Genomic DNA, 19,575 nt, shown 5'->3' on the forward strand with positions numbered 1-19,575 from the left:
CGCGCAAGTCTGCCAGCCCGAACCGACTACCTCGACGGAGAGATCGATGGACAGCACCGGTGAGTTCGTCACCGAGACCTTCGCGTACGACGGCGCCCGCCAGGTCACCGTCTACGTACCACCGGCCGCACCGGAGGCGGTCGTGTACGCCGGCGACGGCCAGCTGATCTCGAGGTGGGGCCCGGACCTCGTCCGTGCCGACGTACCTCCGACGCTGGTGGTCGGCGTACACCGGACGGACGATCCGGACGAGATGGTGCGGATCCGCGAGTACTCGCCCTCCATCGAGCCGGACCAGTTCGCGGCGCACGAGACCTTCTTCGTCGACGAGGTGCGCGAGTGGGTGCGTCAGCGATTCGGCGTCGCGCTCCCGGCCGAACGGACCGCGGTTTTCGGCGTCTCGGCCAGTGCGGAACTCGCACTGGCGATGGGCGTCCGGCACCCCGACATCTACGGCTCGGTCTTCGCCGCATCGCCCGGCGGCGGCTATCACCCGCCCGAGGTGCTACCGGAGCGGCTGCCGCGGACGTACCTCGTCGCCGGCACCGAGGAGCCCTGGTTCCTCGAGAACGCTGCCCGCTGGTACGACGCGCTGCGCGCCGCCGACGCGGAAGTGATCATGACCGAACGCCCCGGAAACCACGGCGATCCGTTCTGGCAAGCCGAGTTCCCGCTGATGGCGAGCTGGGCGTTCGGCTAGTCCGACTCGACGGCGTAGGACCGTTCAACAGCGCTCGAAAGGGTGGCCTGCGTACGGGCGGTTGGGTTTGCTGATGCAACCAGACAGCCGAGAGACAGGTACCTATATGAAGAACCGAAGACTGTTCACCGCCGCAGCCGTGCTGCTCGCCACCGCCGGCACCTCGATCGGGGTCACGACCTCGGCGTACGCCGCCGGCCCTCCCCAATCCGGCGGCTACTACTCGACGCTCGAGCACTGCCTTGGCCAGGGCAGATGGCAACTCGCAACCCGCCCCAACGACTGGTCCGACTACTACTGCAAGGGCACGGGCCCCGGCGCGAACGACCCGTGGCAGCTGTGGCTCGTCCCCAGGTAGCTCCTTGAGCTAGTCCGCCGACTCGACGACGTCGACGGAGATCTCCACCGCGGGCACCGTGCCCCGGTTCTCCAGCCAGTGCACGGTGTTCCGGTCCTCGGGCCAGCCGAGCCCCGGGCCGTACTCCGTCGTCGTACCGTCGCGGTGGTCGGTGATCGTGCCCTCGAGGACGTACACCGTCCCGGGCCGGCCGACGTGATCGTGCACCGGGCCGAAGACCCCGCCCGGCTCGATCGTCACCATCCGCATCCGCAGCCGGCGCCCGTCCATCCCCGGGATCTCGGCGCCGAGATCGATCGATGCCAGCAACTCCACGGAGACCCCTCGGGGCTCCGCCTGTTCAGCGCTCATGTCTGTTCCTCCCCGCTAAGGGGATTGTGCACGCGTTGGACGGGAACGGCTACTACTCGCCGGTGACACCGTCGATGCACTCACGAAGAAGATCCGCGTGGCCGTTGTGCCGGGCGTACTCCTCGATCATGTGCAGGTAGATCCACCGGAGCGTGTAGTCCTCACCCGGACTGCGCTCGTCCAGGTCGACCCCGGCGACAGCAGCCCGCGACCGGGCGACGCTGGCCTGGTAGCTGGCCAGGTCGTCGGCGGCCCGGGCGGGGTCGAGGTCCTCGAACCCGGTGGTTGTGCCGTAGTTCCAGAAGTACAGGTGATCCGGCTGCCCGTCGTACTCGTGGAACCAGGCCTCGACGGCGGACAGATGCCGCACCAGCCCCAACAGCGACAACCTCGACGGCGGCACGGCCCGCAGTACCAACTGCTCTGGCGCCAGCCCACCGCATTTCATCAACAAGGTGGTCCGCTGGAACTCCAGCCGTCCCACCAACGCAGCCAACTCGTCCACCGGATCAACCGGTGGCTCGACCCGCTCAGGCACCTCCCAGACCGACATCCCCGAAACCTACTCACTGCCCGGTGGTGCCGTCGATGCTCTCCCGAATGATGTCCGCATGCCCGTTGTGCCGCGCCGTCTCCTGCACCATGTGGATCAGAATCGCCCGCAGATTGGCCTCCGCTCCCGACGGAGTCGTCACCAGGTCGTCCAACTCGCCGGCCGCCACCACCTCGCGAGCCCGCTCACAGACCCGCAGATACTGCCCGACCAGAACCTCGGCCGTCTCACCGTCCCCGACCCGAAAGTCGTCGTCCGCCGGCCACAGCTCCGGCTCGTCCACACCCGCATAGATCTTGAGGAACCACCCGTGCTCGGTCGCCGTCAGGTGCTTCACCAACCCCAGCAAACTCACCCCCGAAGCCGTCATCGGCCGCCGCAACGCCTCATCCTCAAGCCCGTCCAACTTCCCCACCAACGTAGCCCGCTGAAACTCCAACTGCTGCCCCAACGCCTCCCGCTCCCCAACCACCCGCCCCGGCAAAACCCTCTCCACCCGCGCCCTGAACCCCATCCCCCGACCATACGACCAAAGCACTTATGCCGATGCGCATCGGCGAAACGGCTGTCAGCCTGTGTGCTGTGGCAGTAGAGACAACCTATGCAGGCCTCAGGATCTTCAAGTTCGACGACGGCCCGGCGAGTGACGTCACCGCTCGACTCGGAATCCTGCCCACCAGCTCACACGACGCCGGCGACCTCATCACCCACACTTCGCCGCACCGCTGGCGACATTCCCTGTGGTCACTCTCCACCAAGAACGTGAGCACCGGCTCCCTCCAGGAGCACCTGGTATGGCTCCTCGACCGGGTCGAGCCCAAAGACCAGGTGCTCCACGCCCTGTCCGCGGAGGGTTGCGACCTCGACTGGTTCTGCTTCGTGTCGCTCGACGAGACCGGCCAAGGTGGTGTCGCGCTCGACCCCGGCATCCTCCGCCGCCTTGCCGTACTACCAATTCACCTGACGTTGGACCTCTACGGCAACTGACCGCACATGTCAGGTCCGTGGATCGATGAGGCGGGTTCTCAGCGCGGTGACCTGGTTGTCGGTCAGACCTCCGTGACGGAGGTACGGCTCGACTCCGCCGTACCTGTCTTCGAGGTGCCTCAGTGCCGCGAGCATCGTCTCCGGCCGGGCGGTAAAGGACTCAGCCAGCTGGCTCCGCTCGGTGGGGTCGTCGATGAGGAGGAGCTGTTCGTCGAGGTGTTCGCGCATGCGGTCGTCCAGGACGGCGTAGTCGGCGGCGACGCTTTCAGCCGGCACGCCGGCGAGGCTCAGGGCCAATGCGACCACCGTCCCAGAACGGTCCTTTCCGGCATGGCAATGGACGACCACTCCGCCGGTCGGCGCATCCGCGATCGCCCCGACCGCGGCGGCGAACAGCTCGGGGTGGAGGTCGAGCATCGCCACGTACTGCTGGTCGATGGTCTGCGTCGGATCGTAAGGATCGTCGTCGTTGTAGAGCGGCATGTTGCGGTAGACAGGATCGGATGCGAACGGCGACGGGTCGCCTTCGCACTCCGGGGCAGTCCGTACGTCGATGATGCGACTCACCGAAGCCTCCCGTACCGCTTCCACGCCGGCCTCGGTCAACCGCGAAAGGTTGTCGGAACGAATCAACACGCCAGCGCCGATCTCACGACCATCACTCGTAGGCAGACCACCAAGGTCGCGGACATTGAGACAGTTGGGCCATGTCAGACGCATGAGTTCGGCCACAGGATTTGAACCTCTTCCTCCCGCCAGCCGATCGCGGAGTTGTCGGCTGCGCGGACACGAGTCTGCGTCACTCGCCGCCAAAACATAAGCCTTGAAGTTGCGGCCCAAAGCTGCGAAAAATGGATTGGGAAGAAGCCCGCCGTTTCTGCTTGCTCACCACAGGACCGGCACCTCGACACCAGGTGTTGGCGTGCCGCACTGAACCGCCTCCTCGACGCAGTGGCCCAGTTCCGCTGAGACCTCGGCGGATGCGCTCAGGACTTCGTGCGAACTGGTGATCGCCAGAGCGCGCAGTCCCGGCTACGAAAGGCTCGACCCCAGGCCGAAGGCGGTTGTGCCGCTCCCGCTGGCCTGCGCGTCGGATCGCTGAGCGTGGGCCTGGCCAGTTCAACCCAAGAGGTGACCGGTAGGGCCCTTTGGCGCACTCCCGTTAGGGCACGTGATCCCGGTACGGTTGGAGCGTGGACATCCGGCTCCGGATCGACGTGAGCCCTCTGTATGCACAGGTCGCCATCCTCGATGCCACCTGGCAGGACTATCCGGAGTGGGACGACGGGCAGGAGTGGGTCGCGTTCCGCGCGGAATCACTGATCGACCCCGACAACCCTCCATATCCGGGCATCGCCGTGGCCACTCGAGGCGACATCGGCACCGATGGACCGTGCCAGGTACGGGTGGAGGTGTGGTCTGGAGGCACACCGGATGGGTTGCGACGCATCCACAAAACCGTCTTGAGCATCGGCATCCATGGAGTACTGGTTGGCAACGACCAGAGCAATGACATGACCGAGCTGGTACTCCCGGAGGGCAACTACCCACTTGAGATCTGGGTCGACGCCGAAACCCCAGATCTCGTGTCGAGGGTCGTCTTTCTCCTGGGCTCGCCTAGCAGCAGATCCTCCGGCACGACATCCACACCTGCCCCGTCCCCCTGATTGCTGCCAACCAACGTCAGCGTGGCGCGGGTCAAGAGCCGGCTTGCCGATCCCGTAGGGACGCCGTAGGCGCTCTAATGGGTCGGTGGGCGCGGTTCGCGCGCCGGTTTGGGTGATCACTGTGGCGCTGCTTGAGCCGCCGGCGGGATGACCACACCATCCGGATAGCCGCCAAGCCACGGGGCGCAGCGGCAGTGTCAAGGGCTGCCGCCAGGCAGACGCGCAGCGTCGCGAAGCGCCCCCGACGCTCCCGCGAAGACCCGCACAATCACCGGCGTCGGAAGGTGGCGCCACTCCACACGCGCTGACCAAGCGAAGCGGTCGTTGTCACCGCTACGCTTATCGATCCATGAGACGAGTTCGGGCTGTGACCGGCTGGCTCATCATCGGCGGGGTCGGGGCACTCGTTGTCTGCATTATCGCCCTCACGCTGGCTTCCCCATTTCCCGAGCGAGCACCCAACGTCGCTGATAGGCGCGCTTGCCCAGACAGCAACGTCGAACTCCAAGACATCACCGCAGCCTTCGACGTCGAACCGCCGCCCGATGCGGCAGAACTACGCTTCAGCTCGGATGCGCACCCGATGTTCGACGAGCACACGCTGCGAATCTCGTTCCGGACCACGCCCAAAGGCCTGCGAACGTTCCTTGCCGCAAGCCGATTCGCCACGCCACGAACCGTCGCCCAGCAGGAACTACCAGCGGCGGATACATGCCCAGGGCCCGAGTCGTTCCGACGGCCACTGATGACCGAGGACCAGACACCGGCCGGCAGCAGCCGAACCCTGGTCGTGGACACGTTCGATCCCGCTCATCCCCTCGTCTACATCCACGCAGTCGACTGATAAGCAGCCGAACCTGCACACTGCCACGAACCGACCAGATTGCTCGGCCGTCGCAACTTGCGATCCGACCACCGTGGGGTGTCTTGATACGTGACGTGCTGGCCGTACGATGCGCGAACTCCAATTGGCGGATCTCCCCGGCGATCACCTTTGTGTCGCCAAGCTCCTACCTACGGTTCCGGGCCGAACAACCCAACGCCGCGCGACACCGGCCACCGCCTACCAAGCCCGCCCAAAGCACAACCCGGCACCGACCGCACCACCGACACCCACTACCGCGTGCTCGACGACATCGCCCGACCCAGCCGGCAAACTCACCCTCGACTACCAGCCCCTCGGCCGACCCTCAGGTCCAACCCCAAATACAGAAAACCGGACCCCACTCAGGGGTCCGGTCCGTCCGGGATCTCTTGAGAGATCACATGGTGGAGACGAGGGGACTTGAACCCCTAACCCCTGCCTTGCAAAGGCAGTGCTCTGCCAGTTGAGCTACGCCCCCGTGGGGTGGTCAGTGGCCCGGGGTTACCGGGTCGGCGACCTCGGCCCAGAGGTCCTTTTCGGCGCGGGACTGCTGGGTCTTCTTGTAGACGAAGTATCCACCGACGCCGGCCAGCAGCACCAGCAGGAACTTTCTGAGCACTGGGACTCCTCGGATCAGGACTTCGAACTACGTGATGGTGGGCCTAACTGGACTTGAACCAGTGACCTCTGCCTTATCAGGGCAGCGCTCTAACCGTCTGAGCTATAGGCCCGCGTACTGCGGTGTCGAACCCGGGAGAGATTACCGCACCAAGGGCCGTACTCCCAAACCGGTTACGGCCGGGCCTCGACGGGCCCGGCCGGGACCTGTCAGTCCTCCGACGCCAGCGTGACTTCGAGGCCGCCGAGGAGTGCGGCGGCGATGTTGTAGAGGAAGGATCCGAGGGTCGCGAGCGCGGTGATGATCAGCACATCGGCGCAGGCGAGCAGGGTGGTGAAGCCCATCACCTTGCCTGTGTTGATGTAGTTCTCCACCCGGAACGGCTCGCCCGTCGGCGTGCCCAGGACCTCGCGGACCGTCGAGTTGATGTTGTCGAACACGCCGGCCGCGCCAATCGCGGACCAGATGATGAAAACCGCCACCCAGGTGACGATGCCAAATGCGATCGCCAGCAGGAACGCCGTCTTCATCACCGACCACGGGTCGATCCGGGACATCCGCAGCCGGGCCTTCCGGGTCTGCGGGCGACCCGACGCCTTGGTCTCCTTCTCGGCGCGGCGGGTCTGCTTGGCCTCGGCCCGGTCGGCGCGCTCCGCCGACTTGTCCGGCTTCGCGGCCTTCACCGCGGCGGCCTTGTCCAGGACGGCCTGCCGCGCCGCGCTCATCCGGTCACCGAACGACTCGGTCTTGGCGTCCGGCTGCTCGCCGTACGCCGCCCCGTTCGCCGCGGCACCGTTCGACGCGGCGTCGCCCGCCGCCGGGCCGGGTGCCCAGGGCTCCGGGCGGCCCGGCGTACTCGGGGCCGGCTGCTGTGGACGCACCGGCGCCGGTCCGGCACTCGGCGTACCCGGGCGGGGTTGCGGACGGTACTCCGACGGCCGCTGACCGTTCGGAGCGGTTGCTCGCTGGCCGTTGGCGCCAGGGACGCCGTTGGAACGACCGTTGGAGGCCGGATTGCCCGGGGCGGCGGTCGGCTGCCCACCCGGCGCGGCGCGCTGGGACTTGGAGCCGTCGGCCGCACCCTCAGGCCAGTTCGGCCTCGCGCGGTTGGTCATCAGTCACCCTCCTGGCCGGCTTCGTCGCTTTCGACGGTAGCCGCGCCGTCAACCTCCGTCGAACGCTCGTCACCATTCTGGACGCTCTCAGAGGGGGATTCGGTTGTCGATCCGTCCACATTTTGAGCACCTTCAGCGACAGTACCCGCGTCGGACTCCTCTGATTCGTCCCCGATGACCGTGAGATCGGTGTTCCGCGCGATCGCGACCACGGCGTCGGACTCGCCGACCCCGGCGAACCGGACGCCCATCGTGTCCCGGCCCTTGACCGGCACGCTGTCCACCCGGCTGCGGACGACCTGGCCGCTGGCCTTGATCGCCAGCACCTGGTCCTCCGCGACCACGATGATCGCGCCGACCAGCGAGCCGCGCTCGTCGTTCAGCTTGACCGCCTTGATGCCGAGGCCGCCACGACCCTGCTGGCGGTACTCCGCGACCTTGGACCGCTTGGCGTACCCGGCGTCGGTCACGGTGAACACGAACTGCGTGTCCTCGTCGGCGCCGGCCCGGATCACCGACATCGACAGCAGTTCGTCGCCGGACCGGAACTTCATGCCGGTCACACCGGACGTCGCCCGGCCCATCGGTCGCAACTGGTCGTCACTCGCGGTGAAGCGGATCGACTGGCCCTTGCGGGACACCAGCAGCAGGTCGTCCTCCGCGCTGGCCAGGTCGGCACCGATCAGCTCGTCGTCCTCCTCGCGGAAGTTCACCGCGATGATGCCGCTCTGCCGCGCGGAGTCGTAGTCCCGCAGCGCCGTCTTCTTGACCAGGCCCTTCTTGGTCGCGAGCAGCAGGTAGTCCGCCTGCTCGTAGTCACGCAGTGTCAGCACCTGCGCGATCTCCTCGTCCGGCTGGAAGGACAGCAGGCCGGCGACGTGCGAGCCCTTGGCGTCGCGGGCGGATTCCGGCAGCTGCCACACCTTCGCCCGGTAGACCCGGCCCTTGGTGGTGAAGAACAGCATCCAGTGATGGTTCGTGGTGGCGAAGAAGTGGCTGACCTCGTCCTCGGCCCGCAACTGCGCACCCCGGACGCCCTTGCCGCCGCGGTTCTGCGTCCGGTACAGGTCGGTCTTGGTGCGCTTCGCGTAGCCGCCGCGGGTGATCGTGACGACCACCTCCTCGTCCGGCACCAGGTCCTGCACCGACAGGTCGCCGTCGGCGGCGATGATCTCGGTACGGCGCTCGTCGCCGTACTTCTCCACGATCTCGCCGAGCTCGTCCTTGACGATCGTGCGCTGCCGCACAGGGCTCGCGAGGATGTCCTCGAGGTCGGCGATGATCGCCTCGAGCTCCTGCAACCTGGCGACCGTCTTCTGCCGCTCCAGTGCGGCGAGCCGGCGCAGCTGCATCTCGAGGATCGCGTTCGCCTGGATCTCGTCGATGTCCAGCAACTCCATCAGGCCGGTACGCGCCTCTTCGACGTCCGGGCTGCGCCGGATCAGCGCGATCACCTCGTCGAGAGCGTCCAGCGCCTTCACGTAACCGCGGAAGATGTGAGCGTTCCGCTCGGCCTCACGCAGCCGGTACCGCGTCCGCCGCTGGATGACCTCGATCTGGTGATCGATCCAGTGGCTGATGAACAGATCCACGCTGAGCGTGCGCGGTACGCCGTCGACCAGGGCCAGCATGTTGCAGCCGAAGGTGTCCTGCAGCGGCGTGTGCTTGTAGAGGTTGTTCAGTACGACGCGGGGCTGGGCGTCGCGCTTCAGCACGATCACGAGGCGCTGACCGGTCCGGGACGAGCTGTCGTCGCGAATGTCGGCGATCCCGCTGATCTTGCCGGTGTTGACGAGCTCGGCGATCTTCAGCGCCAGGTTGTCCGGGTTCACCATGTACGGCAGCTCGGTGATGACCAGGCTGGTCCGCCCCTTGGCGTCCTCTTCGATGTCGACCACCGCGCGCATCGTGACCGAACCACGACCGGTGCGGTACGCGTCGTCGATGCCCTTGTAGCCGACGATCAGCGCGCCGTTCGGGAAGTCGGGGCCCTTGATGTGCTGCAGGCAGGCCTCGAGCAGCTCTTCCCGGCTCGCGTCCGGGTGCTCCAGCGCCCAGTCGACCGCGGCCGCGACCTCGCGCAGGTTGTGCGGCGGAATCTGGGTCGCCATCCCGACCGCGATCCCGGACGAGCCGTTCACCAGCAGGTTCGGGAAGCGGGCCGGCAGGATCACCGGCTCCTGCGACTTGCCGTCGTAGTTCGGCCGGAAGTCGACCGTCTCCTGGTCGATGTCGCGGACCATCTCCATCGCCAGCGGCGCCATCCGGCACTCGGTGTACCGCATCGCGGCCGCCGGGTCGTTACCGGGCGATCCGAAGTTGCCCTGGCCCTGGATCAGCGGCGCGCGCATCACCCACGGCTGCGCCAGCCGGACCAGGGTGTCGTAGATCGCCGAGTCACCGTGCGGGTGGTACTGACCCATGACGTCACCGACGACGCGGGAGCACTTGTTGAAACCGCGGTCCGGCCGGTAACCGCCGTCGTACATCGCGTAGAGGATGCGTCGGTGCACGGGCTTGAGGCCGTCGCGGACCTCGGGCAGCGCGCGGCCGACGATGACGGCCATCGCGTAGTCGAGGTACGACTGCTGCATCTCGGTCTGCAGGTCGAGCGGCTCGACCCGGTCGTGGCCCGGAGAGGTGGGGGTCTCGGTCATGAAAAAGTCCCGTTCAGATCAGTACGTCGGTGAGCAGCAGCGCGATCAGATGTCGAGGAAGCGGACGTCCTTGGCGTTGCGCTGGATGAAGTTGCGCCGCGCCTCGATGTCGTCGCCCATCAGGGTCTGGAACGTCTCGTCGGCGCGGATCGCGTCGTCCAGCGTGATCTGCAGCAGCACCCGGTTGGCCGGGTCCATCGTGGTGTCCCACAGCTCGTTCGCGTTCATCTCGCCCAGACCCTTGTAGCGCTGGATCGGGTTCTCCTTGGGCAGCTTCTTGCCGGCCTCGGCGCCGGCCTCGAGCAGCCCGTCGCGCTCGCGGTCGGTGTAGGCCAGCTCGTGCGGCTGGTTGCTCCAGCGGATCTTGTACAGCGGCGGCTGCGCGGCGTACACGTGACCGCGCTCGATCAGCGGGCGCATGAACCGGAACAGCAGCGTCAGCAGCAGCGTCCGGATGTGCTGGCCGTCGACGTCGGCGTCGGCCATGATCACGATCTTGTGGTACCGGAGCTTGTCCTCGTCGAAGTCCTCGTGGATGCCGGTGCCGAGCGCCGAGATGATCGCCTGGACCTCGTTGTTCTGCAGGACCTTGTCGATCCGGGCCTTCTCGACGTTCAGGATCTTGCCGCGGATCGGCAGGATGGCCTGGAACTTCGGGTCCCGGCCGCCCTTCGCGGAGCCGCCCGCCGAGTCACCCTCGACGATGTAGACCTCGCACTCCTCCGGGTTCGTCGACTGGCAGTCGGCGAGCTTGCCGGGGAGACCGCCGCCGCCGAGCAGGCCCTTGCGGTTCCGGGCCAGGTCGCGGGCCTTGCGGGCCGCGATCCGGGCGCTCGCCGCGGCGCTCGCCTTGCGGATGATCTCGCGGCCCTCGGCCGGGTTCTGCTCGAACCAGGCGCCGAGCTTGTCGTTCACGACCCGCTGGACGAAGCCCTTGACCTCGGTGTTGCCGAGCTTGGTCTTGGTCTGGCCCTCGAACTGCGGCTCGGCCAGCTTGACCGAGATGATCGCGGTCAGGCCCTCGCGGATGTCGTCACCGGTGAGCCTGTCCTCCTTCTTCTTGATCATCCCCTGGTCCTCGCCGAAGCCGTTGACCAGCGAGGTGAGCGCGGCCCGGAAGCCCTCTTCGTGGGTGCCGCCCTCGTGGGTGTTGATCGCGTTCGCGAAGGTGTGCACGGACTCCTGGAAGGAGCCGCTCCACTGCAGCGCGACCTCCAGGCTCATCGTGTCGTCGGCGGCCGCCGCCTCGAACGAGATCACGTCGCGGTGCACGGTCTCGCGGATCCCGGTCAGGTACTTCACGTAGTCGACCAGGCCGTCGTCGTAGCGGAACGACTGCTCGAGCGGCTTGCCGTCCTCGTCGAGGTGGTCGGGCCGCTCGTCGCGGATCACCAACTCGAGGCCCTTGTTCAGGAACGCGTACTCGCGGAAGCGGGTCGCCAGCGTCTCGTACGAGTACGTCGTGGTCTCGAAGACGTCCGGGCTGGCCCAGAAGGTGATCGTCGTACCGTTCGCGTCCGAGGTACCGATCTCGGCGAGGTCCGCGTCCGGGACACCGTTCGTGAAGGACTGCGTGTACAGCTTGCCGTTCTTCTTCACGTCGACCTGGAGCCGGGTGGACAGCGCGTTCACCACGGAGACACCGACGCCGTGCAGACCGCCGGAGACCTTGTAACCGCCGCCGCCGAACTTGCCGCCGGCGTGCAGCACGGTCAGCACGACCGTGACGGCCGGCTTGCCCTCGGACTCGACGATGTCGACCGGGATGCCGCGGCCGTTGTCGTCGACCCGCACACCGCCGTCGGCGAGCAGCGTCACGACGATGCGATCGCCGTACCCCGCCATCGCCTCGTCGACCGCGTTGTCGACAACCTCGGTGACCAGGTGGTGCAGACCGCGCTCACCGGTGGACCCGATGTACATACCGGGGCGCTTGCGGACCGCGTCCAGACCTTCCAGGACCTGGATCGCGCTGGCGTCGTACTCCCGCTCGACGACGTTCGACGGGATCGCGTCGAGCATCTCGGGGAGCTGACTGGCGTCGGGTACCGCGCTGTCACTGGGGCCGATGGGGTCGGCGGACTGGTTGGCGTCGATCTCGATCGGCTCGTCGGTCACCGGTGGTTGTCCTCCTCGGACCCCGCGTTCGCGAGGCATCGCGGCACAGTAGAGCCGCCCTCTACGGTGATGGCAAAGGCGCGGCTCGCTCTACGCCGCCCATTCTACCCGTCGACCGAAGCAGAACCTGCCATCAGGCGCCTGAAACTCACCTCAGGGCGTCTTTTCTCCCTCGTCACCATGTCCCCTCTCGCGGGTGGGGGGCCAGAAAGCGCTCACGGGCACTCAGTGGCCTTCGGGTGTTCGGCGCCCGACGATTCGGGGGATCACCGGTCCAGACCACTCGCCGGTCCTGGGCGGCTGTGGACGACAGGTGCCCGGCGCGCACCCACCGCCCCTTAGGATCGCAGCCGTGGAGAGTCTCGACGAGGTCATCGATGCGATGATCGCCGACCGGGTGATTCACCGGCACCGCCGAGTCTGGCTGCTGGTGATCGCCCTCCTTGTCGCGGCGATCCTGGTGGTCCTGGCGACCGGCGGCTGGAAAGAGAAGAAGGGCCGCACGGTCCCGACCCTCGACGCCCCGGCCACGGTCACGGCCGGCCGGTTCGAGTACACGTTCACCAAGGCGGAGATCGTCCGGAAACCGAAGACCGAGTACAGCAAGGCCGAGGCCAGCCTGAGGGTCTACTTCACCGCGAAGAACATCGACACCGAAGAACAGAAGAGCGAGTCCATCAGCGGAGAGCTGCTGCGGTTCGTTCCACCCGGCCACGCGGATCTTGTCGAGTCGAACGGCGACTCGTGCAAGGGCGACAACCTGAACTGGGTGCTGGTCTACGGTCTCCCGCCGGAGGAGTGCAGCACCAAGTTCGACGTCGGCCCGAACTTCACCGCCGACGTCGTCGAGATCGGCGTACTCCAGGAGCACTACGAGGGTGACAACTCCGCGCTCGGCGCGAACCCGAAGCCGTACTGGCACAACCCCGACGCGGCCGCGGTCGTCCGGCTGAAGCCGACCGTTCGCATCGACGACGGGAAGTCCGAATGAAGCTGTACCGCCCTGCGACCGTCCTGGTCGGTCTGCTCTTCGTGCTGCTCGGCGGCGTGATCCGGCTGGCCGGGTCGGACAACGTGTACCACGACACCCCGAACCTGGCGATCGTCAGCGGCCAGATCGGTCAGCCGCTCGAGTACGCCGGCACCGGGACGATGTTCAAGGTGACCCGGATGAAGTTCGCGCAGAAGATCATCAACGCCAAGGCGAGCGACGACGACAAGCCGATCGAGACCAACGGCGTCTTCGTCGCGGTCGAGTGGGACGCGGTCCGCGGCGTCGAGAAGCCCGACGCGTTCACCCCGACCCTCACCACGGACGGTGGCAGCGTGTACCAGGAGGTCAGTGACCCGTCCAGCAGCGGGATCGACCTCCCGGACGCCGGCTTCGCGCGGACCGGGGCGATCGTCTTCGAGGCCAACCCAGCCGACCTGAAGGGCCTCACGCTGCGGCTGAAGCCCAACTTGTTCTTCAACGTGAACAGCAGTGAGATCCGGGTCGACCTCGGGGTCCCGACCGAGGCGATCGCCCAGCAGTTGGTCGACAGCGCGGAGGAACAGTACGTCGTGAACGACGCCGTCACCCGGGTGGCATCGTGAAGGTCGGTGGCCGGGCGACCCGGCTGGCCGCGCAAGGCCTGGCACTGATCTCCCTGTTGTCCGTCGGGACGTTCGCCACGCTCCGCCCGTACCTCAACAGCGACGAGGACGCCTACAAGGAAGGCCGGATCGACCAGGTCGTCAGCCAGGGGCCGGTGACCGTCGCGGACGTCGAGTGGAAGCTGGACTCGCTGAAGGTCTACACCCAACTCCTCAACGAGGACGGCGAGCCGATCGAGCTCGACGGTCCGGCCGGCACCGTGGTCGTGCTCGCCAGCATCACCGTGACCCCGAAGCCCGGCCTCTACCTCAAGGACCACCAGTTCACCTGCGACGCGGTACTGCGGGACAGCAAGGGCAACACCTGGGACGACCAGCAGGCGTACGGCTACCCCTTGCCGACGTACTGCGGTGACGACGACCACCCGTTCACGATGGGCAAGCCGGCCAAGATCGCCAAGGTCTTCGTGGTGCCGAAGAACGCCGTACCGGACCTGGTCGGCATCACCACCGAGGACTTCTACCTGCACAAGCGCGTCCTGATCACTCCCTGATCAGGACGGAGCCGTCAGGCGCCGGCCGGAGCGGGCTGAGCCGCCTTCGGCGCCTTGACCTCGGCGATCGCCTTCGCCTCGACCCGGCGCTCGCTGCCGACCGAGATACACAGGTCGAACGCGGCTGCCAGCAAGGCGATCCGCAGCGGCTCGAAGATCAGGTCCTGGATCATGCCGGCGATCTCCATGTCCATCAGGCCCCAGTGCTGCCCGTGGATCCCGATCAGCCGCTCCAGCAGGACGAACGCCCAGTCGTCGGCAAGCACCCAGAACGTGTAGACGAGGCACACGACACCGAGGAAGACCGGCCCGACCCGGACCAGCAGCCGGAACGCGTTGATCGCCGGATAGAACTTCTCCCGCAGACCGCCGAGCACCAGGTCCGGAGCCTTGTAGGTCAGACTCACCAGCCGGCCTCGCTGCGACTCTTCCTGCTGCGCGCCCTGGGCTCCGAGCCGGCGCTCGATCCGCGTCCCCCGGAAGACCCCGCCGCTCGAAAGCACCCGGTGACCGAAGACCACTGTGGTGATCGCCAGCCAGGTCAGCGGCTCGGCGACGCCGTCCTTGAACAGCGGCCAGAGCGAGTCCCAGAAGAAGCCCCACAGGAACTCGATACCCGCAGGGATCGGGATGTGGATCTTCTCGAAGATGTTCTTGAAGCCGTCCCACCAGTCCAGTGACCAGTACCAGAAGCTCCGGTCCTTGAACCACTCCTTGCCCTCGGCGACCGCGAACGGCGTGATCACGAAGGTGAGCAGCACGAAGAACGACTCCGCCCAGACCTGGGCGAACTTCACCGGCCGGCTCGGCCAGCGGTCGTCGACGCTCTGCAGCACCCGGCGGAGGACCAGCAGGATGATCAGGGCCGGCAGGTAGTTGTGCCAGCTGTGGATCCCGACCTTGAAGAATCCCTGGTCCTGGGTGCCGATCTGGACCAGGAACGACGCGCTCAGCTGGCTGACCTGCTTGTCGAAGAAGCCCCAGGCGGACCACACCGCGACCAGCGGCAGCAGTGTCACGGCCAGCAACTCGAGCAACCCGCGCTGTGTCGGGTCCGCGGTCTCCTCGGCTTCGCTGCTCGCCGCGTCCCGCCAGCGGTACAGCGACATCGCGCAGGTGCGGATCATGCCGACGGTCGCGGCGATCTGCAGCAGGACACCGACAGCGAACAAGCCGGTGCCCAGACTCGAGTGCAGGTGCTTGGCCAGCCAGATCGCACCTTGCGAGCAGATCGTGAAGCCGAGATACCCGGCCGCCCACCAGGTGCTCATGGGCAGCAGGTTCTTCCACCAGAGCCGGAACGTATCCCCGATCAGGTGGACCATCTCGCGAAAGCCGTCGACGAGCGTGCGCATCGCGCCTGATCCTAGGGGAGGCGTGGGTCCTCCCGGCAACCCAGCCCGTTATCCGTAGGTGTCACGCGGGCCGCGGCCGCCGCGGACCGTGCGGGTGCCCTTGCGCCAGGTGTAGGTGTTGGGGCCCAGGACCTTGACCTGGGTGACGGTGCCTTCGCCCAGTTCGGCGTTCAGGCGGAAGAGGAGTTGGGGGACGAGGAGGTCGAGTTGGACCTTCCAGGCGGTGGACGACGTACGGACCGTGAGCACGGTGTCGTCGTACGACTCCGGTTTGCAGTGTTCGGCCATCTCGGGGCCGACGATCGTCTGCCAGCGGGCCATCACGCCGTGGACGGCGACGTCCACCTCCCAGCCCTGGTCACGCATCAGGCGGCCGAGAGTGTTGGTCAGTTTCTGAGGGTCGCGGTCGTCGGGGCGGGCGCTGCTGATCTGGGCGCCGTCGATCCGTGGGCGACGGCGGCGTTTGACCGGCTTGAAGCCGCCCTTGGCCGCCTGTTGCTTGAGGCGGCCGGCGAGCGACTTCGCCAGGTCGAGGCCCTGCTTGTCGTGCTCTTCTTCGTTCTCAGGGACGCTCTCGGAGGAATCCGGGGGCTCAGCCACGCCGAACCACCCCCTCACCCACCTCGAAGCGCGCTCCGCTGAGCTCAGCGGGCACGTCAGCGCCGACCGCCGCGGTCACCAGCACCTGCTCGGCCGGGGCGACCAGCTCGGCCAGCCGGTCCCGGCGCTGCGAGTCCAGCTCGGCGAACACATCGTCCAGGATCAGCACCGGTTCACCCCCGTCCGCGCGCAGCAGTTCGTACGACGCCAGCCGCAGCGCGAGCGCGAACGACCAGGACTCACCGTGACTCGCGTACCCCTTCGCAGGCAAGTCGCCGAGCCCGAGTACGACGTCGTCGCGGTGCGGGCCGACCAGCGACACCCCGCGCTCCAGCTCGGCCTGACGCTTCTCCCGGACCGCCGCGAGCAGGACCTCCTCGAGCTGTTCGCGGGAGGCCACCCCGGGCTCGAGCAGCACCGACGACTTGTACTCCAGCCGCGCATCACCCTTGCCGCGGGCAACGGCGTCGTACGCGCTGGAGACCAGCGGGCGCAGTGCCTCCAGTAGTTCGAGCCGGGTCGCGAGCAGCTCGGCGCCGGTGCGGGCGAGGTTCGAATCCCAGACCTCGAGTGTGCGCAGCTGGCCCTCGGCGGCACTCGAACGGTTCTGCCGGCGGGCCTGTGAGGCGCTCCGCAGTAACGAGTTCCGTTGCTTGAGCACCCGTTCGTAGTCCTGCCGTACGCCGGCCATCCGCGGCGCGCGCAACGTCAGCAGCTCGTCGAGGAACCGGCGCCGTTCGGACGGGTCGCCCTTCACCAGGGCGAGGTCCTCGGGCGCGAACAGCACGGTCCGCAGCAGGCCGAGTACCTCGCGCGGCCGCGGCACCGGCGAACGGTTGATCCGGGCCCGGTTCGCCTTGCCCGGGTTGATCTCGATCTCGACGACCACGTCCCGGTCGTACTGGCTGCGGATCTCGGTGCGCACGATCGCCCGGGTGGCACCGGCCCGCACCAGCGGTGCGTCGTTGGCCACCCGGTGCGAGCCGAGTGTCGCGGTGTAGTGGATCGCCTCGACCAGGTTGGTCTTGCCGTGGCCGTTCGGACCGACGAAGGCCGTCACACCCTGCGTGAGCTGGACCTCCGCCTGCTGGTAGGACCGGAAGTCGAGCAGACCCAGGGCGGTGACGTACACCTCAGTGCGTGGGCGGGGTGGCGTACGACGGGTCGGCGGCCTCGGCGCCCTTCACCGCGTGACCACCGAACTGGTTGCGCATCGCCGCGATCGCCTTCATCGCCGGCGAGTCCTCCTGCCGGGACGCGAACCGGGCGAACAGCGCCGCCGAGATGGCCGGGACCGGTACGGCGAGGTCGATCGCGGCCTCGACGGTCCAGCGGCCCTCACCGGAGTCGTCGGCGTACCCGCGGATCTTCTCCAGGTGGTTGTCCTCGTCGAGCGCGTTCACGAGCAGGTCCAGCAGCCAGGACCGGATCACGGTGCCCTCGCGCCAGGACTGGAACGCTTCCGGCACGTTCTCCACGATGTCGGAGGCCTCGAGCAGCTCGTAGCCCTCGGCGTACGCCTGCATGATGCCGTACTCGATGCCGTTGTGGACCATCTTCGAGAAGTGCCCGGCGCCGACCTTGCCGGCGTGCACGAAGCCGAACTCACCCTCGGGCTTCAGCGCCTCGAAGATCGGCATCACGACGTCGACGGTGGCCTTGTCGCCGCCGCACATCAGCGCGTAGCCGTTCTCCAGGCCCCAGACGCCGCCGGAGACGCCGCAGTCGACGAAGCGGATGTCCTTCTCGGCCAGCTGGGCGGCGCGGCGGGTGTCGTCGGTCCAGCGGCTGTTGCCGCCGTCGATCACGATGTCACCGGGGGAGAGCAGCTCGGCCAGCTCGGTGACGACCGGGTCGATGGCCTGCACCGGCACCATCACCCAGACCACCTTCGGCTGGCCGGTGGCGGTCAGCTTGCCGACCATGTCGGCAAGGTCGGTGGAGTCGGAGATGTCCTGGTTGTTGTCGAATCCGACCACGGTGTGGCCCGCGTTGCGGATCCGCTGGCGCATGTTGCCGCCCATCTTGCCGAGACCGACAAGGCCGAGCTCCATCTGAATCCCCTTGTTCTGTTGGCTTTTCAGCTGTTCAGGCGGACCGGCATCAGCACGTACCGGAACTCACTGATCGGTTCGCCGTCGAAGTCCCGCACGCCGGTCAGTTCGGCCGGCTTCGTCGCCTGCGTGAAGGCCAGGTGCGCGACCGGTGTACCGATCGCACCGAGACCGTCGAGCAGGTACGTCGGATTGAAGCCTACGGTCACCGGGTCGCCGACCACGCGCGCCTCCAGCGACTCCGACGCCTGCGCCTCGTCGCCGCTGCCGGCGTCCAGCGTGACGCTGTCCTCGTCGAAGGTCAGCCGGACCGGGGCGTTCCGCTCCGCGACCAGCGCGACCCGCTTGACCGCTTCGACCAGGGTCGCGGTGTCGATCCGGACCCGGGTCGCGATCGACGCGTCGTTCGGGATGATGCCGCGGACCTTCGGGAACTCGCCGTCCAGCAGCCGCGTGGTGGCGCGGCGGTTGCCACCGGACACCTGGCCCTCGAAGCCGACGATGCCGTCACCGGTGCCAGGCGCGGCCAGCGAGACGGTCACGTCCGAGCCGGTCATCGCCTTCGCGGTCTCGGACAGCACGCGCGCCGGGACCAACGCGGCCGCCGACGCGTCGGGGGACTCCGGGTTCCACTCGAGCTCGCGGATTGCCAGCCGGTAACGGTCGGTGGCCAGCAGGGAGATCGTGGAGCCCTCGATCTCGACCCGGACACCGGTCAGCACCGGCAGCGTGTCCTCGCGCCCGGCGGCGGTGACGACCTGTGAGACGGCCTGGGCGAAGACGTCGGCCTTCACCGTGCCGCTGGCCGCCGGAAGCGACGGGAGGGCCGGGTATTCCTCGGTGGGAAGCGTCTGGAGCGTGAAGCGCGAACTGCCACAGGTGACCTGTGCCTTCGCGCCGTCGACCGCGACGTCCACGGGCTGGTTCGGAAGACTCTTGGAGATGTCGGCGACCAGCCGGCCGGAGATCAGGCACTTGCCGGCATCCGCGACCTGCGCGGGCACGGTGACCCGGACCGAGGTCTCGTAGTCGAAACCGGACAGGGTGATCTGCCCGTCCTCGGCCTCGACCAGAAGGCCGGCAAGGATCGGGACGCTGGGTCGACTGGGCAAACTGCGCGCGGCCCAGGCCACCGACTCGGCCAGTACGTCGCGCTCGACGCGAAACTTCACCGCTGGGTGCCTCCTGTTTCGGCTGTGTGCCAGGCAGATCCTGCCACGGACAAGTGTGCTGTGCGCCATTCGGGCCGGACGTGGCGCTTCGGGCGGGTCGCGTCGGCGTCGTACCGATCGTGCTTCTGCTGCCTTCGGGAACAGCCTGACAGGTCCCGCAAGCCGGCGCGAGATCGGGGTTTTCCCCAGATCGGGCCGCTCGATCGTTTTGTGGCCTTCGAGCTCTCTATAGATTCCATAGTGTTCTTAGCACC

At 67.4% G+C, this 19,575-nt stretch carries 21 protein-coding genes and 2 tRNA genes; 8 read left to right on the top strand and 15 right to left on the bottom strand.

Features of this window, described 5'->3' with window-relative positions; genetic code table 11:
* Positions 1-46 precede the first annotated feature (46 nt).
* A complete protein-coding gene (locus AB0M51_RS16020; RefSeq protein ID WP_344188728.1) occupies positions 47-700 on the top strand; it encodes an alpha/beta hydrolase-fold protein in 654 nt (217 codons plus the stop codon).
* A gap of 106 nt (positions 701-806) precedes the next feature.
* Positions 807-1,058: a hypothetical protein gene (locus tag AB0M51_RS16025; RefSeq protein WP_344188727.1), complete on the top strand. Its 252-nt coding sequence runs from the start codon at positions 807-809 to the stop codon at positions 1,056-1,058.
* Positions 1,059-1,067: 9 nt separating this feature from the next.
* Here the strand turns inward: AB0M51_RS16025 and AB0M51_RS16030 are convergent, their stop codons facing one another.
* Genes AB0M51_RS16030 through AB0M51_RS16040 form a run of 3 tightly spaced genes read right to left on the bottom strand, consistent with a single transcriptional unit; the run spans position 1,068 to position 2,476 of the window.
* Positions 1,068-1,409 carry a cupin domain-containing protein gene (locus AB0M51_RS16030; protein ID WP_344188726.1) on the bottom strand — a complete coding sequence of 114 codons (342 nt, stop codon included), beginning with the start codon at positions 1,407-1,409 and terminating at the stop codon, positions 1,068-1,070.
* A 52-nt stretch (positions 1,410-1,461) separates the two neighbouring features.
* Entirely contained in the window at positions 1,462-1,962 is a 501-nt protein-coding gene (locus tag AB0M51_RS16035) for a DinB family protein (RefSeq protein WP_344188725.1), read from the bottom strand.
* A gap of 13 nt (positions 1,963-1,975) precedes the next feature.
* Positions 1,976-2,476, bottom strand: coding sequence for a DinB family protein (locus AB0M51_RS16040; protein WP_344188724.1), 501 nt, complete (start codon positions 2,474-2,476; stop codon positions 1,976-1,978).
* 68 nt (positions 2,477-2,544) lie between these two features.
* On the opposite strand from AB0M51_RS16040, the gene AB0M51_RS16045 reads away from it, so the two are divergent.
* Positions 2,545-2,949 carry a DUF4279 domain-containing protein gene (locus AB0M51_RS16045; RefSeq protein WP_344188723.1) on the top strand — a complete coding sequence of 135 codons (405 nt, stop codon included), beginning with the start codon at positions 2,545-2,547 and terminating at the stop codon, positions 2,947-2,949.
* Positions 2,950-2,958: 9 nt separating this feature from the next.
* On the opposite strand, the gene AB0M51_RS16050 is transcribed toward AB0M51_RS16045, so the two are convergent.
* Positions 2,959-3,681 carry a tyrosine-protein phosphatase gene (locus AB0M51_RS16050; RefSeq protein ID WP_344188722.1) on the bottom strand — a complete coding sequence of 241 codons (723 nt, stop codon included), beginning with the start codon at positions 3,679-3,681 and terminating at the stop codon, positions 2,959-2,961.
* A gap of 461 nt (positions 3,682-4,142) precedes the next feature.
* Between AB0M51_RS16050 and AB0M51_RS16055 the strand changes: the two genes are divergently transcribed.
* A complete protein-coding gene (locus AB0M51_RS16055) occupies positions 4,143-4,616 on the top strand; it encodes a hypothetical protein (protein WP_344188721.1) in 474 nt (157 codons plus the stop codon).
* A 367-nt stretch (positions 4,617-4,983) separates the two neighbouring features.
* On the top strand, positions 4,984-5,460 hold the full coding sequence (locus AB0M51_RS16060; protein WP_363749507.1) for a hypothetical protein: 477 nt from the start codon (positions 4,984-4,986) through the stop codon (positions 5,458-5,460).
* Positions 5,461-5,883: 423 nt separating this feature from the next.
* Here the strand turns inward: AB0M51_RS16060 and AB0M51_RS16065 are convergent.
* The 6 genes from AB0M51_RS16065 to gyrB all read right to left on the bottom strand — a co-directional run bounded on the left by AB0M51_RS16065 (position 5,884) and on the right by gyrB (position 11,894).
* Positions 5,884-5,959: transfer RNA gene (locus AB0M51_RS16065), tRNA-Ala, on the bottom strand.
* 9 nt (positions 5,960-5,968) lie between these two features.
* On the bottom strand, positions 5,969-6,100 hold the full coding sequence (locus AB0M51_RS16070) for a DLW-39 family protein (protein ID WP_209696738.1): 132 nt from the start codon (positions 6,098-6,100) through the stop codon (positions 5,969-5,971).
* A 35-nt stretch (positions 6,101-6,135) separates the two neighbouring features.
* A tRNA-Ile gene (locus AB0M51_RS16075) sits at positions 6,136-6,212 on the bottom strand.
* Between the two features lie 97 nt (positions 6,213-6,309).
* Positions 6,310-7,215 (bottom strand): DUF3566 domain-containing protein, encoded by a 906-nt coding sequence (locus AB0M51_RS16080; RefSeq protein ID WP_344188719.1) that lies wholly within the window; start codon positions 7,213-7,215, stop codon positions 6,310-6,312.
* Complete coding sequence (gene gyrA, locus AB0M51_RS16085; RefSeq protein WP_363749508.1) at positions 7,215-9,872, bottom strand: DNA gyrase subunit A; 2,658 nt, start codon at positions 9,870-9,872, stop codon at positions 7,215-7,217. The genes AB0M51_RS16080 and gyrA overlap by 1 nt, the downstream gene beginning before the upstream one ends.
* A 45-nt stretch (positions 9,873-9,917) precedes the next feature.
* Entirely contained in the window at positions 9,918-11,894 is a 1,977-nt protein-coding gene (gene gyrB / locus AB0M51_RS16090) for a DNA topoisomerase (ATP-hydrolyzing) subunit B (RefSeq protein ID WP_344189588.1), read from the bottom strand.
* A 448-nt stretch (positions 11,895-12,342) separates the two neighbouring features.
* On the opposite strand from gyrB, the gene AB0M51_RS16095 reads away from it, so the two are divergent.
* The 3 genes from AB0M51_RS16095 to AB0M51_RS16105 are packed head-to-tail and all read left to right on the top strand — an operon-like array spanning position 12,343 to position 14,140.
* Positions 12,343-12,981 carry a hypothetical protein gene (locus AB0M51_RS16095; protein WP_344188717.1) on the top strand — a complete coding sequence of 213 codons (639 nt, stop codon included), beginning with the start codon at positions 12,343-12,345 and terminating at the stop codon, positions 12,979-12,981.
* On the top strand, positions 12,978-13,586 hold the full coding sequence (locus AB0M51_RS16100; RefSeq protein ID WP_344188716.1) for a hypothetical protein: 609 nt from the start codon (positions 12,978-12,980) through the stop codon (positions 13,584-13,586). The genes AB0M51_RS16095 and AB0M51_RS16100 overlap by 4 nt, the downstream gene beginning before the upstream one ends.
* Positions 13,583-14,140 carry a hypothetical protein gene (locus tag AB0M51_RS16105; RefSeq protein ID WP_344188715.1) on the top strand — a complete coding sequence of 186 codons (558 nt, stop codon included), beginning with the start codon at positions 13,583-13,585 and terminating at the stop codon, positions 14,138-14,140. Before AB0M51_RS16100 ends, AB0M51_RS16105 begins: the two co-directional genes overlap by 4 nt.
* Positions 14,141-14,154: 14 nt before the next feature.
* Here AB0M51_RS16105 and AB0M51_RS16110 read toward each other — a convergent pair whose 3' ends face one another.
* The 5 genes from AB0M51_RS16110 to dnaN are packed head-to-tail and all read right to left on the bottom strand — an operon-like array spanning position 14,155 to position 19,321.
* On the bottom strand, positions 14,155-15,495 hold the full coding sequence (locus tag AB0M51_RS16110) for a hypothetical protein (protein ID WP_344188714.1): 1,341 nt from the start codon (positions 15,493-15,495) through the stop codon (positions 14,155-14,157).
* 48 nt (positions 15,496-15,543) lie between these two features.
* Positions 15,544-16,095, bottom strand: coding sequence for a DciA family protein (locus AB0M51_RS16115; protein ID WP_344188713.1), 552 nt, complete (start codon positions 16,093-16,095; stop codon positions 15,544-15,546).
* Entirely contained in the window at positions 16,088-17,227 is a 1,140-nt protein-coding gene (gene recF, locus AB0M51_RS16120) for a DNA replication/repair protein RecF (protein ID WP_344188712.1), read from the bottom strand. The genes AB0M51_RS16115 and recF overlap by 8 nt, the downstream gene beginning before the upstream one ends.
* Position 17,228: 1 nt before the next feature.
* Entirely contained in the window at positions 17,229-18,149 is a 921-nt protein-coding gene (gnd, locus tag AB0M51_RS16125) for a phosphogluconate dehydrogenase (NAD(+)-dependent, decarboxylating) (RefSeq protein WP_344188710.1), read from the bottom strand.
* Positions 18,150-18,175: 26 nt separating this feature from the next.
* Positions 18,176-19,321: a DNA polymerase III subunit beta gene (gene dnaN / locus AB0M51_RS16130; RefSeq protein ID WP_344188709.1), complete on the bottom strand. Its 1,146-nt coding sequence runs from the start codon at positions 19,319-19,321 to the stop codon at positions 18,176-18,178.
* Positions 19,322-19,575 lie beyond the last annotated feature (254 nt).

This window comes from Kribbella sp. NPDC051137 (genome assembly GCF_040682535.1).
GTDB lineage: Bacteria > Actinomycetota > Actinomycetes > Propionibacteriales > Kribbellaceae > Kribbella > Kribbella karoonensis.

Excerpts from the sequence above, each read along its gene's own strand:
- AB0M51_RS16020 (WP_344188728.1), top strand. The coding sequence starts at position 47 with ATGGACAGCACCGGTGAGTTCGTCACCGAGACCTTCGCGTACGACGGC.
- AB0M51_RS16025 (WP_344188727.1), top strand. The coding sequence starts at position 807 with ATGAAGAACCGAAGACTGTTCACCGCCGCAGCCGTGCTGCTCGCCACC.
- AB0M51_RS16030 (WP_344188726.1), bottom strand. The coding sequence starts at position 1,409 with ATGAGCGCTGAACAGGCGGAGCCCCGAGGGGTCTCCGTGGAGTTGCTG.
- AB0M51_RS16035 (WP_344188725.1), bottom strand. The coding sequence starts at position 1,962 with ATGTCGGTCTGGGAGGTGCCTGAGCGGGTCGAGCCACCGGTTGATCCG.
- AB0M51_RS16040 (WP_344188724.1), bottom strand. The coding sequence starts at position 2,476 with ATGGGGTTCAGGGCGCGGGTGGAGAGGGTTTTGCCGGGGCGGGTGGTT.
- AB0M51_RS16080 (WP_344188719.1), bottom strand. The coding sequence starts at position 7,215 with ATGACCAACCGCGCGAGGCCGAACTGGCCTGAGGGTGCGGCCGACGGC.
- gyrA (WP_363749508.1), bottom strand. The coding sequence starts at position 9,872 with ATGACCGAGACCCCCACCTCTCCGGGCCACGACCGGGTCGAGCCGCTC.
- gyrB (WP_344189588.1), bottom strand. The coding sequence starts at position 11,894 with ATGCTCGACGCGATCCCGTCGAACGTCGTCGAGCGGGAGTACGACGCC.
- AB0M51_RS16100 (WP_344188716.1), top strand. The coding sequence starts at position 12,978 with ATGAAGCTGTACCGCCCTGCGACCGTCCTGGTCGGTCTGCTCTTCGTG.
- AB0M51_RS16110 (WP_344188714.1), bottom strand. The coding sequence starts at position 15,495 with ATGCGCACGCTCGTCGACGGCTTTCGCGAGATGGTCCACCTGATCGGG.
- gnd (WP_344188710.1), bottom strand. The coding sequence starts at position 18,149 with ATGGAGCTCGGCCTTGTCGGTCTCGGCAAGATGGGCGGCAACATGCGC.